The organism is Nitratireductor sp. CH_MIT9313-5, from assembly GCF_037029545.1.
GTDB lineage: Bacteria > Pseudomonadota > Alphaproteobacteria > Rhizobiales > Rhizobiaceae > Chelativorans.
In genome coordinates this window covers 370,826-388,108 of sequence record NZ_JAYMER010000011.1, presented here as the reverse complement: position 1 = coordinate 388,108, position 17,283 = coordinate 370,826, and the positions used below count along the sequence as shown (strand labels likewise).

Genomic DNA, 17,283 nt, shown 5'->3' with positions numbered 1-17,283 from the left:
ATCACTGTCACAGTTACGCATTACAACTGTTTACCCGCATAGTTATGCGGGTTGACAACTTTCGATATCGGTACACTATGCAGACCTTGATTCAACCGGGCATTGAACGACCGGCGAACTGGTTTCAGACATGCAGAAGCGATCTTGGGATACGGCAGTTTCACGGGAAGCTGCCGATATGGGTGGGAAATCGAAAAATGAAGCCGGCAAAAATGTACTGATCGTATCCTCCTCCCCGGTAAACAGGATCGTAATCGCCCGATCACTGGAGCGCTTGCTTCTTCGTTCTGATGCGAGTGCGCCGGACCAGGCTATCTCCCTGCTTGACCGAACCAATCCGTGGCTTGTCATCGTTGACGAGCAAGGGAGTGAGAGCATCCTTGAGGATATTCTTCACCGTATCGCGCATCGCAAGCGGGCTTCGCAGGATCGCACGACGCCCCTGGCGCTGATGATCGCGCGCAGCAATGAGGCGAAGGCCCAGGCCTCGCAGCTTTTTGATGCGGTTCTGGTTCGTCCGGTAACGCCGGACGTGCTTCTTCCTGCAGTGGAGCGCCTGACTCGCACGGCGTGAGTGCCCCCTTTCTTCGCGAATGGCCGGTGCTATACTGCTGCCATTCGAAGCACTCATTGGTGATTGATGCTGGACAAGAAAAAAGACGGCCGCTCCGCCGGCAAAGGCGGGCGGGTTCGCACGCCGGCATTCGTGAAAAATCTGCGCGGGGTTCGCGACTGGAAGGAAGCCAGTGGATGGCTGGACTGGCGCGGCATCGAGGATATCGAATGCATCACGCCTGACCAGGCCGGCGTTGCGCGCGGCAAGATGATGCCGTCGAAGAAATTCACCTCCAACACGTCGCTGGCGCTGCCTTCAGCAGTCTTCATGACCACGATCTCCGGCGCCTATCCGGAAGATGGCGGCGGTTTTGTCTATCCGCAGGATGACGGTGACCTGAAGCTGGTGCCGGACCTCTCGACGCTTTGCGTCGTGCCTTGGGAGAGCGACCCGACCGCGCAGGTGATCTGTGACCTCGTACGCCAGGACGGTCAGCTGGTCGAGTTCACCCCGCGCAACGTGCTGCGCCGCGTGCTTGATGTTTATGAAGAGCATGGGCTCAAGCCGATCGTGGCGCCCGAGATCGAATTCTACCTCGTTCACAAGAACCCCGATCCCGACTATCCGCTGACACCGCCGGTCGGCCGCACCGGTCGACCCATTGGCGGCGGACAGGGTTACTCCATCGCCGGCGTCAACGAGTTCGACGAACTGATCGACGACATCTATCACTTCTCCGAAAGCCAGGGGCTGGAGATCGACACGCTGATCCATGAGGAAGGTGCTGGCCAGCTTGAGATCAATCTGCGTCACGGCGACCCGATCGTGCTGGCCGACCAGGTTTTCATGTTCAAGCGCACGATCCGCGAGGCAGCGCTGAAGCATGACATCTATGCCACCTTCATGGCCAAGCCGATTGCCGACCAGCCGGGCTCAGCCATGCATATCCACCAATCCATCGTGGATGCCAAGACCGGCGCCAACGTCTTCTCCGACGAGAAAGGCGAGGAGACGGACACGTTCCGCCATTTCATCGGCGGTTTGCAGCGACACATTCCGAATGCGCTCATCATGTTGGCGCCTTACGTGAATTCCTATCGGCGACTGACGCAGGGCACCTCTGTGCCGGTCAACACGCGCTGGGGCTATGACAACCGCACCACGGCGTTCCGTGTGCCCCGCTCCGATCCGGCTGCACGGCGCGTGGAGAACCGCATCCCGTCATCAGATGCCAATCCGTATCTAGCGCTGGCCTGCTCGCTTGCCTGCGGCCTTGTCGGCATTCTGGACAAGATCGAGCCAGACGCCCCGGCCGGAACCGCAGTCAATCAGGACGAGATCGAACTGCCGCGCGGCCTGCTTGAGGCCGTGGCCCTGTTCGAAGCGGACGACCCGTTGCGCCGCATCCTTGGCGACAGCTTCGTCACAACCTACGCCGCCATCAAGAAGGCCGAATTCGAGACCTTCATGCGCGTGATCAGCCCGTGGGAGCGGGAGTATCTGTTGTTGAATGTGTGAATGGTGAATGGTGAGGCAACGATGACCTAGCTTGCCTGTCAAGCAAAGCGGGAAGATTTGCGGCACCCTTCGCGCCTTCTTCCTATTTACAATTCACGATTCTCCATTCACCACCCATCCCGAGCCATCCATGCCCTACCAATCCCCAATCTCCCCCGGCATTTCCTGGTACGAATCCACCGTCGGCGAGCGGCCGGAATATGGGCGGCTGGATGGTGATGCGCGTTGTGATGTCGTGGTCATTGGCGGCGGATTCACGGGCGTTTCTGCCGCGGTTCATCTGGCCAAGGCCGGTGTGAATGTCATTCTCATCGAAGCGCATCGCATTGGCGATGGTGCCTCGGGTCGCAATGGCGGGCAGATGGGCACGGGCCAGCGTGCCTGGCCGGAAGAGCTGGAGGAAGAGCTCGGCTTCACCCGTGCCAAGGCGCTTTTCGATCTCGCTGAAGAGGCAAAGCATCATCTGCTGGACTTTGCCGAAACCAACGGCATCGAGATCGACTACATGCCAGGCCAGATCTCGGTCGCGCACAAGAAGCGCTACCTGAAAGACTATCGCGCCCATGCAGAGATCATGGCGACGCGCTTCGGCTATCCGCATGTCAGCTATATCGACGGCGATGAGGCGGCATCGCTCTTAGGTTCACGCCGCTACCATGGCGGAGTGCGCGACACTGGTACCGGGCATATCCATCCGATGAAGCTTGTCGTGGGCAGCGCGCGCATTGCGGCTGAAGCCGGTGCGCGGCTTTGCGAAAAGACGCCTGCAACGAGAATCGTTTCCGAAGCCGGGAAGGTACGCGTCAGCACCCCAAACGGGACCATAACCGCCGACAAATGCCTGATGGCCACCAATGCCTATGGCAAGGATCTGGAGCCGAAGACGGCTGCGCATCTCATGCCGATCGGGTCCTTCATTGCCGCAACCGAGCCGCTTGGCGAGGACAGCGACGTTCTTCCCGGCCGAGAAGCGGTGGACGACTCGCGCTTCGTGGTCCGTTATTTCCGCCGCACCAAGGATGGGCGCCTGCTTTTTGGTGGGCGGGAGGCTTATTCGCAGTCAACACCTGCCGCGATCGAAGAATTGCTGCGTCGGCAGATCGCAGAGGTCTATCCGCAGCTTGACGGGGTGAAAATCACCCATGCCTGGGGCGGCTATGTGGGCATCACCATGCCGCGCAAGCCCTTCGTGCGCGAGGTCATGCCCAATGTGATATCCGCCGGTGGCTATTCCGGCCATGGCGTGATGCTCTCCAACTTCACCGGCAAGCTTTACGCGGAAGCTGTCAGCGGCAATCGCGACCGGTTGAAATTGCTTGAAGAATTGAAGATCCCGTCATTCCCGGGCGGCTCGATGCTCCGCCCGGCCCTGCTTTTTCTCGCGCTCAACTGGTACGCGCTGCGCGACCGGATTTGACAGCCGCCTCCTACAACGGCCAGAAAATCAGGATCACGGGCACCGCCACGGCGATGATGAGGATTTCCAGCGGCAGGCCCATGCGCCAGTAGTCGCCGAAGCGGTAGCCGCCGGGGCCCATGATGATGGTGTTGTTCTTGTGGCCGATGGGCGTGAGGAAAGCGCAGGAGGCGGCAACCGCGACACCCATGAGGAACGGGTCAGGCGAAACATTCAGCGATTGCGCGATGGACAGGCCGACCGGCGCGGCCACGAGAGCGGTGGCGACATTGTTCAGGAAGTCCGACAGGGTCATGGTCACGATCATCAGAAGCGTGAGGATTGCCCAGGCCGGCAGCGCGCCTGTGAGCGACAGGACGGCTTCGGCGATAAGCTGCGTGCCGCCGGATGTTTCAAGCGCGAGGCCCAGCGGGATGAGCGAGGCGAGCAGCACGATGACGGGCCATTCCACCGCCTCGTAGACTTCGCGCGCGCTGACAATATTGAAGAGCGCGTAGATGCCGACAACTGCTGCCAGCGCGACTGCCAGAGGCACGAAACCGGCGACAGCCGTGCCTACGGCTGCAGCGAAGATGCCGATGGCGAAAAGCGCCTTTGAACGCTGGATCACATTGTGGCTCTTTTCGGCCAGCGGGAGGACGCCGAGCCATTCGGCTGCGTCGTTGACGCGGCTTTCGGGGCCGAGCAGCAGCACGACGTCGCCGGGCTTGATGGTGAGCTTGCGCACGCGCTCGCGGAAACGGCGGCCCTGGCGAGAGACACCAAGCAGTGTCACGCCGCGACGGTAGAGCAGGCGCAAATCCATTGCGGTGCGACCAACCATGCGCGCATTGTCGGGGACGATGGCTTCCACCAGCGTGAGCGACTTTCCGCGCAACCCGCCATGATCTTCGGAGCCTGGCGTGTCGAGATCGGCAGCCCCGATAAAGGCTTCAATCGACTTGGGATCGCCCTCGAGCACGATATGATCGCTCTTGCGGATCTCCTCGCCTGCCGCGAAGCCGCGCAGGCGTTTGCCGTTGCGCACCAGGCCCAGAATGGTGATGTCGTGCTCGTCTGCGAGCGGGAAGAGGTCGCTTGGCGTCTTGCCGATGCTTTTCGATTTTTCGCTCACACCGGCTTCGGCAACGAACAGACCCGTATCTCCGCCCTCGCCCACCGTTGCGCGTGTGGCGCTTTCCGGGATCAGGCGCCAGCCGATGGTTGTGACAAAGGCGATGCCAACAAGCGCGCAGACAAGACCCACCGGCGAGAAGTCGAACATGGAGAAGGGCTCGCCAAGTGCGCGGTCGCGGAACTGTGCGATGACGATATTGGGCGGGGTGCCGATCAGCGTGATCATGCCGCCGAGGATCGTTGCAAAGGAGAGCGGCATCAGCGTCTGCGACACCGGGCGCTTGGCCTTTTCCGCCGCCTCGATGTCGAGCGACATCAGCATGACGAGGGCCGCGACATTGTTGATGATGGCGGACATTGCGGCGCCAACAACGGACATGATGCCGATATGGGTGGAAAGCGAGCGTCCGGCTGAGATCACAAAACGAGCGACAAGTTCGACCGCACCCGCATTCATCATGGCGCGCGAGACGATCAGCACCAGCGCGATGATGATGACGGCCTCGTGGCCGAAACCTTCAAATGCATGTTCGGCGGGGATAACCCCGCCGATGACTGCAATGACCAGAGCAGCAAATGCCACCAGATCGTAACGGATACGCCCCCAGACGAGAAAGGCAAATACGAAGCCCAGAAGCGTGAAAAGGAAGATCTGCTCGTAAGTCATGAGGGGCAAAGTCCGTCGAACTGAAAAGGTTCAAAGCCCCTCGCAACTATCAGATGCAGCGGCCTCCATCTACCTCGAGCGCAACACCGGTGATGAATTCGGCTTCGTCGGAGGCAAGCCACAGGGCAGCGTTGGCGATGTCGAGCGGCGTCGACAGGCGGCCAAGCGGCACGGAAGCGCGAAACTGGGCGCGTTTTTCAGGCGTATCCTCGCCCATGAACTGCGCCAGCATGCCGGTCTCGCCAGCCACCGGGCAGAGGCAGTTGACGCGAATATTCTTCGGCGCAAGCTCCACAGCCATGGATTTGGTTGCGGTGATGGCCCAGCCCTTGGAGGCGTTGTACCAGGTCAGCCCAGGACGCGGGCGAAGCCCTGCCGTCGAGGCAGTGGTGATGATGGAACCGCCGCCCTGCTTTTCCATGATTGGCACCACCACGAGTGCTGCGTGATAGATCGCCTTCATGTTGACGGCGGTGATCAGGTCGAACGTGTTCTCGTCCACATCCAGCATGCTGCCATTGGTGTGGGTATAGCCGGCATTGTTGACCATGATGTCGATGCGGCCGAACTTTTCCATTGCTGTGTCGGCCATGTGCTGAACGTCTTCCTTGCGGGAGACGTCCGCCTTTACGGGAACAGCCGCTTCGCCGATCTCACCGGCAACACGTTCTGCACCCTTGATGTTGAGATCGGCGACGATGACCTTCGCGCCTTCCTCGGCAAAGCGCTTGGCCATGCCCTCACCGAAACCGGAAGCCGCTCCGGTGATGATGGCGGTCTTGCCTTCCAGACGAGCCATGAATGGATCCTTCTTTTTCTGTTCTTATCCGTGATTGAAGACGATGGTCTTGGTGGCCGACATGTCGAAGAGGGCCTCAAAGCCCTTCTCGCGCCCGTGGCCGGACTTGCCGAAGCCGCCAAAGGGCAGCTCGATGCCGCCGCCTGCACCATAGCCATTGACGAAGACCTGCCCGGCACGCACGCGCTTGGCGACGCGGTGCTGGCGCGCGCCGTTGGCGGTCCAGATGCCAGCAACGAGGCCATAGTCCGTGCTGTTAGCGAGGCGAATGGCATCCGCCTCATCCTCGAAGCTGAAGAGTGACAGGACGGGGCCGAACACTTCTTCGCGGGCGATCTCCATTTCGGGATCGACCGCGCCGAAAAGCACCGGCGCGTGGTAGTAGCCGCCTTCGGGGGCATCAGCAGCGATCGAGCCGCGAGCCAGAACCTTGGCACCGGCCTTCTCAGCCGCTTCCACCATGACTGCTACCTTTGCCTGCTGGTTGCGATTGACCAGCGGGCCGAGATCGAGATCGGCATGATGTGGACCGGCCACCAGCTTTGCGAAACGTTCGGCCAATGCATCGGCCACGCGATCATAGATCGGCTTCTCGATCAGGATGCGGCTGCCGGCCGAGCAGGTCTGGCCGCCATTCTGGATGATCGCGTTGACCAGCACGGGAAGTGCCGCCTCGATATCGGCATCGGCGAAGACGATCTGGGGCGACTTGCCGCCAAGCTCCATCGTCACGCCGCGATTGTTCGTTGCGGCTGCCTGCTGGATCGCGGTACCCGTACCCGGCGAACCGGTGAAGGTGACATAGTCGACCAGCGGATGGGCGGACAGTGCCGCACCTGCATCGCGGCCATAGCCGGTCACGACGTTGAAGACGCCTTCGGGAAAACCTGCTTCCAAAGCCAGTTCAGCGATGCGGATGGTGGTCAGCGAAGCATCCTCCGCAGGCTTCACCACCAGCGTATTGCCCATGGCAAGCGCTGCACCGGCAACACGAGCCAGGATCTGCAGCGGATAGTTCCACGGGATGATGCCCGCAACCACACCATGCGGCTCGCGCGTCGTCAGTGCAGTGTAACCATCGAGGAAGGGGATTGTGTCGCCGTGAACCTTGTCGGCAGCTCCGCCATAGAATTCGTAATAGCGCATGGTGGCGGTGACATCGGCACGGCCCTGGCGGACCGGCTTGCCCGTGTCGCGCGATTCAAGTGCTGCGAGCTCCTCGAAATTCTCTTCGACCAGCTTGCCGAGACGCGTGATGAGACGACCACGTTCAACCGCCGGCATGCGGCTCCATGGACCTTCGTGGAAGGCCTTGTGTGCCGAGCGCACCGCGCGGTCCACATCAGCCTCTCCCGATGCAGGAATGGATGCGAAGACCTCGCCATCCGATGGTGAAGCGACGTCGATCCGCTCGCCCGAAAGCGCATCAACCGACTTTCCGTCGATGAGCTGCATGAAGGCGCGGTCCTGCGCCACCGTGGTGGAAAAATGACTACCCATATTCTTGTCCTCCGGCTTGCCTTGTAACGAGGCCGGCCTATCCTGCCTTGGGCCAAGTGAGAAACCTTCGCCACACCAGGTGTCAAGCCACACCAAGGCTCACAACGGTAAGGGGTGGCTTTTCTAAATCGATTAGATTAAACAGCAGACATTCGAGCCGAGATCATTTTGCGGAGCGCACATGACCAGCCAGACAATTCCCGTCGAACCCTTTGATCTCGTCGTTTTCGGCGCTACCGGCGATCTTGCTGAACGCAAGCTTCTGCCTGCGCTCTACCAGCGCCAGCGCGCCGGGCAGTTCACGGACCCGACACGCATCATCGGCTCCTCGCGCAGTGCCCATACCACCGAGGAATATCGCGACATCGCGCGCCAGGCATTGAAGGAACATGTCGCTGCGACAGATCTCGATGAAAGAGAGCTGGAGCGGTTTCTGGAACGCTTGAGCTATATCCCGGCAAACGCGCGCAGCGGCGAGGGTTTCGAGGATCTAAAGGCAGCCATCGGCGAAAGCAACACCATCCGGGCGTTCTATCTGGCAGTCGCACCGGGACTGTTCGGCGACATTGTCCAACAGATCGACCAGCACGGCCTCGCAACACCGACCTCGCGCATCATCGTCGAGAAGCCGATCGGACGCAGTCTGGAGACGGCGCGCGAGGTGAATGCGACCATCGGCAAGGTGTTCGACGAGCAGCGCATCTTCCGTATCGACCATTATCTCGGCAAGGAGACGGTGCAGAACCTGATGGCGCTGCGCTTTGCGAATGCACTCTACGAGCCCCTGTGGAACTCGGCCCATATTGACCATGTCCAGATCACGGTGGCGGAGTCGGTCGGGCTGGAAGGCCGCGCGGACTATTACGACAAGGCAGGCGCGCTGCGTGACATGGTGCAGAACCACATCCTCCAGCTTCTTTGCCTTGTGGCCATGGAAGCACCGGCTTCCATGGATGCCGATGCTGTTCGCGACGAGAAGCTGAAGGTTCTGCGCGCATTACGCCCCATCACCGCGCACAATGCCGAGAAGTTCACAGTGCGGGGTCAGTATCGCGCAGGTGCTTCCGCAGGCGGTGCGGTCAAGGGATATGCCGAAGAGCTCTCCAGCGGCCAGAGCGACACGGAGACCTTTGTTGCACTGAAGGCCGAAATCGGGAACTGGCGTTGGGCGGGCGTGCCTTTCTATCTGCGTACCGGCAAACGCCTGGCGGCACGTGTTTCGGAAATCGTCATCCAGTTCAAACCGGTCCCCCATTCGATCTTCGAGGAAGGTGCGGGCAAGGCGGTCGCCAACCAGCTTGTCATCCGTCTTCAACCCGACGAGGGCGTGAAGCAATGGATCATGATCAAGGATCCGGGCCCCGGCGGCATGCGTCTGCGCCATGTGCCGCTCGACATGAGCTTTGCGGAGTCCTTCGATGTGCGCAATCCGGATGCCTATGAGCGGTTGATCATGGATGTGATCCGCGGCAACCAGACGCTGTTCATGCGTCGCGACGAGGTGGAAGCGGCGTGGCGCTGGATCGACCCGATCGTGTCTGCCTGGGAAGACGGTGCGCAAGCCGTGCAGGCCTATACGGCTGGAACCTGGGGGCCGTCAGGCTCCATTGCGCTTATCGAACGCGACGGCCGCACCTGGCATGAGAGCGTCTGACGATGGCTGAAGTGAAATGGCATGAATTCGCCTCGGCCCAGCCGCTGGCCGAGGCCCTTGCCGAGACCGTGGCGAACCGTCTGCGCGAAGCGATTGAAGCGCGCGGGGCCGCTGTCATCGCCGTCTCCGGCGGCTCAACCCCGCCACCCTTTTTCAATGCGCTTTCACGCAAGGAACTCGACTGGTCAAAGGTGACCGTGACGCTGGTGGACGAGCGCTTTGTACCGCCCTCCTCCGAGCGCTCCAATGCGCGGCTGGTTGCCCATCACCTCTTGCAGAACGAAGCCGCACAGGCCGCATTCATCCCGCTCTATCGCGAATGCGACGAGATCCGGGACGCTGCAGCGCAGGCCAATGCGGCCGTATCAGCATTGTCAAAGATCGATGTGGTCGTTCTGGGCATGGGAACGGACAAGCATACCGCTTCGTTCTTCCCCGATGCAGGCAATATTCGCGACATCCTCGAGCAGGAGGACGGCGACAGCGTGCTGTGCGTAGAAGCGCCCTCGGCCGGTGAACCGCGCCTGACACTTTCGGTACCACGCGTCATCGGCGCACCTTTCGTGGCGCTGCATATCGAGGGCATCGACAAGAAGGATGCCTTTAATGACGCAATCGCTCAGCAGGAAGGTACGCTCTCTCCCATCCGCGCGGTGACCGAACGTCTCGGAAAAGCACTGCATGTCTATTGGGCTCCCAAACAGGACAAGACGCCATGACTGCGACGAAAGGCATTGAAGCCGTTACCGAACGCATTCGCGAACGCTCCCGCGCGCTTCGCGAAGCCTATCTGGAACGCGTGGATGAGGCCGCTTCGAAAGGGCCGCACCGCTCGGTCCTGTCCTGCGGCAATCTCGCTCACGGATTTGCCGCCTGCGCGCCAGGCGACAAGGCGGCTCTTGCGGGCGATGAGGTGCCCAATCTGGGCATCATTACCTCCTACAACGACATGCTCTCGGCCCATCAGCCGTTTGAGGACTACCCCAAGCTCATCAAGCAGGCGGCCCACGAGGCGGGTGGCGTGGCACAGGTGGCGGGTGGCGTTCCGGCCATGTGTGACGGCGTCACGCAAGGCCAGCCCGGCATGGAGCTTTCGCTGTTCTCGCGCGATGTGATCGCCATGGCGACAGCGGTCGGCCTTTCGCACAACATGTTTGATGCTGCCGTCTATCTCGGCATTTGCGACAAGATCGTCCCCGGTCTGACCATTGCCGCCTTCACCTTCGGGCATATTCCGGCGATCTTCATACCCGCGGGTCCGATGACCACGGGCCTGCCCAATGACGAGAAGGCGCGGGTGCGCCAGCTTTATGCCGAGGGGAAGGTGGGGCGCGAGGAGCTTCTTGAGGCGGAATCGAAGTCCTACCACGGTCCAGGCACCTGCACCTTCTACGGCACGGCCAATTCGAACCAAATGCTCATGGAGATCATGGGCCTGCATATTCCCGGCGCTTCCTTCGTCAATCCAAACACGCCGTTGCGCGAGGCGCTGACGCGCGAGGCGGTGAAACGTGCGCTTTCGATCACCGGACTTGGCAACGAGTTTACGCCTGTCGGGCGCATGATCGACGAGAAATCTATCGTGAACGCGGTGGTCGGGCTCAACGCCACCGGTGGCTCCACCAATCATACGATGCATCTGGTGGCCATGGCTCGTGCGGCCGGCATCCAGATCACCTGGGAAGACATTTCGGACATTTCCGATCAGGTGCCGCTTCTGGCGCGCGTTTATCCCAACGGGCTGGCGGATGTGAACCACTTCCATGCAGCAGGCGGCCTCGGTTTCCTGATCCGCGAACTTCTCGATGCGGGTCTTCTGCATGAGGATGTACGCACCGTATGGGGCGATGGTCTTCGCGCTTACGCGATCGAGCCGAAGCTTGGCGAGGACGGGTCCGTCGTACGCGAGCCTGCGCCCGCCAAGAGCGGCAACGAGAAGGTGCTTGCGCCCTTTTCGAAGGCCTTCCAGCCCACCGGCGGTCTGCGCGTGCTGCGCGGCAATATGGGCAAGGCGATCATCAAGACGTCGGCAGTGAAGCCGGAAAAGCGCGTCGTCGAGGCACCTGCCATCGTCTTCCATGCGCAGGAAGAACTGCAGGCAGCCTTCAAGGCTGGTGAGCTTGATCGCGATTTCATCGCCATCATCCGCTTCCAGGGACCGAAGGCGAATGGCATGCCCGAGCTCCACAAACTGACGCCGGTGCTGGGACTTCTGCAGGATCGCGGATACCATGTGGCACTGGTGACCGACGGGCGCATGTCAGGCGCTTCGGGCAAGGTTCCTGCAGCGATCCATGTCACCCCGGAAGCATTGGATGGCGGCCCCATCGGGCGTGTCCAGACAGGCGACATGGTGCGCCTCGACGCCGAAGCGGGAACGCTTCAGATCCTGGTCGACAAGGCGGAGTTTGATGCCCGCCCACTCGCAGAAGCCGACCTCACCGCCAACAGCTTCGGCATGGGACGCGAGCTTTTCGGCGGCTTCCGCCAACTGGCTTCCAGAGCCGATGAGGGTGCCGCGGTCTTCTAGGGCCGCAGGCGCTTTCACGCGGCGTTAGCATCTTCCGGAACCAGCACCGCCCTTTGCGTGTTTTCCTTGAAGGGAGCGGTCATGGGCACATTCTGGGTACTTTTCAGACGCGTGGTGCGGGCATTGTGGTTCTTGCCCGCCATGTTTTCCGTCGCAGCACTTGTTGTTGTCTCGGCAGCGATACTTGTGTCCAGCTGGTTTCCTTTCGATGTCGAAGTGGAGAAGCTGCCCTTCACGATCTCCGCAGATGCGGTGGAGAGTATTCTCACCATTGTCGCGTCCAGCATGCTGGCCGTCGCGGTCTTCGCACTTTCCACACTCGTGGCGCTTCTCAACAATGTTTCGCAGAACGCGACGCCGCGCGCTGTCCCGTTGATCGTGGCGGACAGGGCGGCACAGACGGCCATCTCGATCTTCATCGGGGCGTTTCTGTTCTCGGTCGTCGGAATTATCGGGCTGTCCGCTGGCATCTATACGGAGCTGGGGCGGATCATCCTTTTCTCCTCCAGCATCTTTGTCGTCCTGATCGTGGTGTGGGCGCTTCTGCGCTGGATCAGCGAGATCTCCCGCATCGGCCGCGTCGAGGAGACCGTGGAGCGTGCCGAGAAGGCAACATGGGCGGCATTGAAGCGCATGGGGCGCGCGGGCCAGTTCGGCTGCAAGGCGAGGCGTACCATACCGGCGGATGCGAAGGCCCTGAATTGCAACGAGATCGGCTATCTCCAACATTTCGATCCGGCTGCGCTGCAAAGCCTTGCCTGCGAGCATGATCTGGAAATCCACCTGCCAATACGCCCCGGGGCCTATGTCGACAGCCAGACACCGCTTGCCTGGGTGGAGGGAGAGGCAGACGAGGCCTGCATGAGCGACCTTCGCCGCGCCTTCCTTGTCGGCAGCCGCCGGACATTCGAATATGATCCGGGCTTTGGGCTTATCGTTCTTGGCGAGATCGCACAACGCGCACTTTCCCCATCACTGAACGACCCGAAGACCGCCATTCATGTTGCCACCGTTCAGACGCGGCTCTTGAGCGGCTGGGAGACAAAGCGTGACGCTTTGGCCGAAGCCCAACAACATGACCGCGTAAGTCTGATGCCGCTCGATGACGCGCAGATGTTGCGTGATGCCTTTGACGGGCTCATCACCGACGGTGCGGAGTCGCGCGAGGTAATCAATGTTGTCCTGCGCAGCCTTCACACACTGCAGAAGACCGCACCGCAGCGCCTTGGCGGTCCGGCGAAGCAACTTGCAGCCGAGTTGCTGGAGCGAAGCTTTGACACGCTCGCACACGAGGCGGATATCGAAGCTGTGCGAGAGACTGCCGTGTCCTATGGTTTCGGACATGCGCAGATTGCGGGCAGCGAAGCCACGCACTGAAGCCTCGACACAGACGAAGGGTCAGCTGACCTTGCTGCGACGCTCTTCGCTGGGTGGGCGTCCAAACTGCAAGCGGTAACTCTGCGCGAAATAGGAGTGGGATGAGAAGCCGGTTGCGAGCGCGACGCTCAGAATCGGCATATTCGTCTGTCGCAGCAATTCACGCGCGCGCTCCAGCCGCAGTCGCATGTAATAGCGGCTCGGTGTGACGTTGAGATGGCGCAGGAACAGCCGCTCCACCTGCCGGACGGAGAGATTGGCCGCCTTGGCGAGCTGCGCGGCGGAAAAGGGCTCGTCCAGATTATCGGCCATCAGCTCGACGATCTTCTTCAGCTTTTCCGACTTGCCCGCCAGCTCGCTTTCCGGCCCCGTGCGCTGGCGGTCGCCTTGCGAGCGGATGCGCTCATGCTGCACCTGGTTTGCCACCGCTGTTGCGAGGGTAGAGCCGAAATCGGCGCGGACGATCTCAAGCATCAGGTCGATGGAGGTGCTGGCGCCTGCGCAGGTGTAGCGGTTGCGATCGATCTCATAGACATTGTTGGTGCATTCAATGTCGGGAAAGCGCTCCTGAAAGCTTGCCCTGTTCTCCCAGTGGATCGTGCAGCGATAGCCATCGAGCTGCCCGGCTTCGGCCAGGAGATATGTGCCCGCTGCAAGCGCGCCGAGCCCCCTGCCCTGACGGCCCCAGCCGCGCAGTGCCGCAAGAACCTTGCTCTTTCCCGGAAACTCCGTTGTCAGACCGACACAGGTGAACAGGATATCCTGCGCCGGCAGATCTGCGACGGCATAGTCGACCTTGAGCGCCAGTCCGTTTGACGCCATCACGGTCACGCCATCGGCAGAGGCCGTGGTCCAGCTGTAGTATTCGCGCTCAAGCAAGCGGTTCGCCGTGCGCACCACATCGATGGCGGCGGCAAGCGAGAGCATGGAAAACTTGTCGACCAGCAGAAACGCGAATGGCCGCCCTGCAGGCGTTGTGTCCTTCAACATGAGCACACCATGGCAGTGTCAGATGGTTTCGCCAAGTCTCACAGGCTTGGGGCTGGCAGGCCAGCCGCCCGGCAGGCCGAGGCGAGGGTGTTGGCCATGAGCATGGCGATGGTCATAGGCCCCACACCACCGGGCACCGGCGTGATTGCTCCGGCTGTCTTCTCGGCTTCCGCGAAAGCAACATCGCCGACAAGGCGGGTCTTGCCCTCACCGCGCTCCGGCGCGTCCACGCGGTTGATGCCGACATCGATCACGGTCGCGCCGGGCTTGATCCAGTCACCACGCACCATTTCAGGCCGTCCAACGGCAGCGACGAGGATGTCGGCACTGCGGGCGATTTCGGGCAGATCGGCGGTACGGCTATGGGCAATGGTGACGGTTGCATTGGCGGCCAGAAGCAGGCTTGCCATCGGTTTGCCGACGATGTTCGAGCGACCGATGACAACCGCGTTCTTGCCCGACAGATCGCGGCCCAATTCACGCTCGATCATCAGCATCGCACCGGCAGGCGTGCAGGGCACGAAGGCCTTGGCAGCGCTGCCCGTCGCAACCATGCCGACATTCATGTAGTGGAAGCCGTCGACATCCTTCTCCGGCGCGATGGCCTGAATGACGCGGTCAGGATCAATCTGGGCGGGCAGCGGAAGCTGCACCAGAATGCCGTGGATCGCGGGATCGTCATTCAGCCGCGCGATGAGCTCCAGCAGCTCGTTTTCGGGGGTGTCTGCGGCAAGATCATGCTGCACGGAGTGAAAGCCGCACTCCTTCGCCCGTTTCGACTTGGCACCCACATAGACCTGACTTGCCGGGTCCTCACCGACCAGGACGACAGCCAGTCCCGGCACTATGCCATCTTCTGCCAGTTTGCGGGCGTGAGCAGCAACCTTCTCGGTTGTCTCTGCCGCCAGAGCCTTTCCGTCGATGATGCGCGCCATGGTCGTTCCCCTTCGCTCCACCGGAGCGTGTGCAAGCTCAAGACCCGCTCCATGGAGTGCGTTTAGGCAGCTATGTCCGGCAAGGCAATGCTTTGTTGGCGCAGGGGCGACTTTCCCCAGCCTTTGAGCCGGAAGTCCCGGGAGCTACCGATAGGCGGCACGCTTTGCAGCAAGCATGTCCATCTCCATACGCAGTGCACGCAGCTCCTCACGCAGGTGATGAACCTGCTCATCAACCAGTTCATCCTGCTCACTTCCCATGCCGGAATCATACCGCTCGGGATGGTGAAAGCCGCTATCGAACTGTGCCCTTGGGGCAGGCGCATAGGCCTCGCGGCCACCATAGCTGCCGCCGCGCGCAGTGGCGCCTTCTTCCCGGGAGTAAATCGGCTCACGATAGCGCGTACGCGGTGGCGGCTCATCGTAGCCGGGAGCAGGCTGATCGGGCCGCGCGGAGCGGTTGCGCATATTTTCGCGCAGGCTGGTCCATGCACCCCAAAGCGCACCCAGCGCGACACCTGCCATGAAGCCAAGCAATGCGCCTGCCATCGCGATGGTCTTGCGCGTGGGTGGTTCGGAGAGAAGCGGTGCATAGGCCGGCGAGATGACGCTGACATTGGAGGTGTTCAGATCACGCTGTTCGCCAGTCTCGCGAGCGCGCAGCAGGAAGGCTTCATAAACCGAGCGGCGGGCCGCAGCCTCGCGCTCCAGTTCACGCAGTTTCACCTGTTCGGTTTCAAGGTCGCCCTTCTGCACCTTCAACTGGGCGAGACGGGCTGCGAGGCTCTGTTCCAGCTCAACCGCGCGCTTCAGTTCCACCTGCATGGAAGCGGTAACACGGCGCAGTTCGCGCGCCATGGCGTCGCGAACGCCCGCAAGCTGGGCCTGAATGGCCTGATTGTCGGGATGGCGGGGCCCAAGGCGAATGCTGGCGCGGTCTGCCTGCTGCTTGAGCGCGGTATACTGGCTTAGCAGTTCCGTCATGACAGGTGATGCCACCTGCTCGGGCAATGCGCCACCAAGCACGTCCTCGACACCCAGTTCGCGCGCGGTGCTTACACGGGTGTTGAGTTCGGCAGTGCGCGCGCGCGCCGTGCCCAACTGGTCGTTCAGCTTCAGGATCTCGTCTTCGGAAATGAGGCGACCCTGCGCGTCGATGATGTCGTTCTGTGCCTTGAAGTCTGCCACGGCCTGTTCGGCACGGGCCACTTCCTCACGCAGTTCATCCAGCCGGTCGGTGATCTCGGTCGTTGCGCGCTCGGCCGTTTGCGACTGCATGTTGCCCGCCGTCTCCATATAGACCTCGGCAACAGTCGATGCGATTTCGACGGATTTGTCCGGATCATGGGTCGTCGCGCCGATATAGATGATGAAAGTGCGGGAAGAGCGGCCAACCGAAAGCTTCTCTGCAAGATTGCTCACGGCAAGCGCGCGGCGCTTTTCAGCGCCTGCAGAGGTCAGCTCGCTCTGCAGGCCCAACAATGACTTCAGAAGGCTGCCACTGCCCTGTCCATTGAACTCGGGGTCTTCGTCAAGTGCGAGCCGGTCCACGACCGCGTTGAGAACGGTTCCGGACCTGATGATGCTGACCTGATTTTCGATCAAGGCCAGGGTTGCATCCGAGGGCAGACCGTCGCGCGTCAGTTCACGCTCGACCAGTTGGAGATTGCGCGGGTCAAAGAGAAGCTCGGTCGAAGCGTAATATTCCTTCGGCGTCGAAAGCGCGACCAATACGCCGAGCACGCCGCCGATTATGGTTGTCAGGACGATCAGCCAGCGCGCTGCAATGACACCTGAAATCACCCGCATGGGATCGATAATCGGGCGCCAATACTGATCTTGCTGGTCTCTCTCATAGCCGGTTTCGGTGGGGGCGGGTTTGCCGCGCCGGGTAGGATAGTCATTCTCCTGGCCCTCGCGCGGGGCGGGTTTTGCGCCCTCTTTCATGCGCTGCCAAAATCCCTTTCGTGGCGGAACTCCTGCATGATCGGTGGCTTGGTGGCGGTGGCGCGGGTCGGATGCGGCATCATCATATGGTGCGCGATAGCGCGCGCTGTCATCCGCTCCGGCGCGCTGGCGCATCTCGCTTCCCGCCGACAGTAATGAGTTGGAGCGACGCGGCTCGCGCATCTGCGCCTCCCCGCCTCTCATTCTGCGCTTGCCCGCACCTGAGGATGTATCGAACATTTAATTCCGCCCGTACCCAAGCAGGCCGCGAAAGCCT

The 17,283-nt window shown here is 61.4% G+C and carries 13 protein-coding genes; 7 read left to right on the top strand and 6 right to left on the bottom strand.

Features of this window, described 5'->3' with window-relative positions:
* The first annotated feature begins 130 nt into the window (after positions 1 to 130).
* From WA367_RS05875 to WA367_RS05865, 3 genes are all read left to right on the top strand, one after another.
* Positions 131 to 574: a hypothetical protein gene (locus WA367_RS05875; RefSeq protein WP_336055852.1), complete on the top strand. Its 444-nt coding sequence runs from the start codon at positions 131 to 133 to the stop codon at positions 572 to 574.
* 66 nt (positions 575 to 640) lie between these two features.
* Positions 641 to 2,074: a glutamine synthetase family protein gene (locus tag WA367_RS05870; RefSeq protein WP_336055851.1), complete on the top strand. Its 1,434-nt coding sequence runs from the start codon at positions 641 to 643 to the stop codon at positions 2,072 to 2,074.
* Positions 2,075 to 2,204: 130 nt separating this feature from the next.
* The gene (locus WA367_RS05865; RefSeq protein WP_336055850.1) at positions 2,205 to 3,491 is read left to right on the top strand and encodes an NAD(P)/FAD-dependent oxidoreductase; all 1,287 of its coding nucleotides are present in this window, start codon (positions 2,205 to 2,207) and stop codon (positions 3,489 to 3,491) included.
* A gap of 10 nt (positions 3,492 to 3,501) precedes the next feature.
* Here the strand turns inward: WA367_RS05865 and WA367_RS05860 are convergent, their stop codons facing one another.
* Genes WA367_RS05860 through WA367_RS05850 form a run of 3 tightly spaced genes read right to left on the bottom strand, consistent with a single transcriptional unit; the run spans position 3,502 to position 7,573 of the window.
* Complete coding sequence (locus WA367_RS05860) at positions 3,502 to 5,274, bottom strand: SLC13 family permease (RefSeq protein WP_336055849.1); 1,773 nt, start codon at positions 5,272 to 5,274, stop codon at positions 3,502 to 3,504.
* A gap of 49 nt (positions 5,275 to 5,323) precedes the next feature.
* Positions 5,324 to 6,073, bottom strand: coding sequence for an SDR family oxidoreductase (locus WA367_RS05855; RefSeq protein ID WP_336055848.1), 750 nt, complete (start codon positions 6,071 to 6,073; stop codon positions 5,324 to 5,326).
* A 24-nt stretch (positions 6,074 to 6,097) separates the two neighbouring features.
* Entirely contained in the window at positions 6,098 to 7,573 is a 1,476-nt protein-coding gene (locus WA367_RS05850) for an aldehyde dehydrogenase family protein (protein WP_336055847.1), read from the bottom strand.
* Between the two features lie 181 nt (positions 7,574 to 7,754).
* Here WA367_RS05850 and zwf point away from each other — a divergent pair, with 181 nt between their 5' ends.
* The 4 genes from zwf (at position 7,755) to WA367_RS05830 (ending at position 13,134) form a co-directional block, all read left to right on the top strand.
* Complete coding sequence (gene zwf, locus WA367_RS05845) at positions 7,755 to 9,227, top strand: glucose-6-phosphate dehydrogenase (protein ID WP_336055846.1); 1,473 nt, start codon at positions 7,755 to 7,757, stop codon at positions 9,225 to 9,227.
* Between the two features lie 2 nt (positions 9,228 to 9,229).
* Positions 9,230 to 9,946 carry a 6-phosphogluconolactonase gene (pgl, locus tag WA367_RS05840; RefSeq protein WP_336055845.1) on the top strand — a complete coding sequence of 239 codons (717 nt, stop codon included), beginning with the start codon at positions 9,230 to 9,232 and terminating at the stop codon, positions 9,944 to 9,946.
* A complete protein-coding gene (gene edd, locus WA367_RS05835; RefSeq protein WP_336055844.1) occupies positions 9,943 to 11,757 on the top strand; it encodes a phosphogluconate dehydratase in 1,815 nt (604 codons plus the stop codon). Before pgl ends, edd begins: the two co-directional genes overlap by 4 nt.
* Positions 11,758 to 11,838: 81 nt before the next feature.
* Entirely contained in the window at positions 11,839 to 13,134 is a 1,296-nt protein-coding gene (locus tag WA367_RS05830) for a DUF2254 domain-containing protein (protein WP_336055843.1), read from the top strand.
* A gap of 21 nt (positions 13,135 to 13,155) precedes the next feature.
* On the opposite strand, the gene WA367_RS05825 is transcribed toward WA367_RS05830, so the two are convergent.
* The 3 genes from WA367_RS05825 to WA367_RS05815 form a co-directional block, all read right to left on the bottom strand.
* The gene (locus WA367_RS05825) at positions 13,156 to 14,124 is read right to left on the bottom strand and encodes a GlxA family transcriptional regulator (RefSeq protein ID WP_336055842.1); all 969 of its coding nucleotides are present in this window, start codon (positions 14,122 to 14,124) and stop codon (positions 13,156 to 13,158) included.
* Positions 14,125 to 14,162: 38 nt separating this feature from the next.
* Positions 14,163 to 15,059 (bottom strand): bifunctional methylenetetrahydrofolate dehydrogenase/methenyltetrahydrofolate cyclohydrolase FolD, encoded by an 897-nt coding sequence (gene folD, locus WA367_RS05820; RefSeq protein ID WP_336055841.1) that lies wholly within the window; start codon positions 15,057 to 15,059, stop codon positions 14,163 to 14,165.
* 144 nt (positions 15,060 to 15,203) lie between these two features.
* A complete protein-coding gene (locus WA367_RS05815; RefSeq protein WP_336055840.1) occupies positions 15,204 to 17,246 on the bottom strand; it encodes a GumC family protein in 2,043 nt (680 codons plus the stop codon).
* Positions 17,247 to 17,283 lie beyond the last annotated feature (37 nt).

Coding starts and splice junctions, on each gene's coding strand:
- zwf (WP_336055846.1), top strand. CDS start 7,755: ATGACCAGCCAGACAATTCCCGTCGAACCCTTTGATCTCGTCGTTTTC.
- edd (WP_336055844.1), top strand. CDS start 9,943: ATGACTGCGACGAAAGGCATTGAAGCCGTTACCGAACGCATTCGCGAA.
- WA367_RS05830 (WP_336055843.1), top strand. CDS start 11,839: ATGGGCACATTCTGGGTACTTTTCAGACGCGTGGTGCGGGCATTGTGG.
- folD (WP_336055841.1), bottom strand. CDS start 15,059: ATGGCGCGCATCATCGACGGAAAGGCTCTGGCGGCAGAGACAACCGAG.
- WA367_RS05875 (WP_336055852.1), top strand. CDS start 131: ATGCAGAAGCGATCTTGGGATACGGCAGTTTCACGGGAAGCTGCCGAT.
- WA367_RS05825 (WP_336055842.1), bottom strand. CDS start 14,124: ATGTTGAAGGACACAACGCCTGCAGGGCGGCCATTCGCGTTTCTGCTG.
- WA367_RS05870 (WP_336055851.1), top strand. CDS start 641: ATGCTGGACAAGAAAAAAGACGGCCGCTCCGCCGGCAAAGGCGGGCGG.
- WA367_RS05860 (WP_336055849.1), bottom strand. CDS start 5,274: ATGACTTACGAGCAGATCTTCCTTTTCACGCTTCTGGGCTTCGTATTT.
- WA367_RS05865 (WP_336055850.1), top strand. CDS start 2,205: ATGCCCTACCAATCCCCAATCTCCCCCGGCATTTCCTGGTACGAATCC.
- WA367_RS05855 (WP_336055848.1), bottom strand. CDS start 6,073: ATGGCTCGTCTGGAAGGCAAGACCGCCATCATCACCGGAGCGGCTTCC.
- WA367_RS05815 (WP_336055840.1), bottom strand. CDS start 17,246: ATGTTCGATACATCCTCAGGTGCGGGCAAGCGCAGAATGAGAGGCGGG.
- pgl (WP_336055845.1), top strand. CDS start 9,230: ATGGCTGAAGTGAAATGGCATGAATTCGCCTCGGCCCAGCCGCTGGCC.
- WA367_RS05850 (WP_336055847.1), bottom strand. CDS start 7,573: ATGGGTAGTCATTTTTCCACCACGGTGGCGCAGGACCGCGCCTTCATG.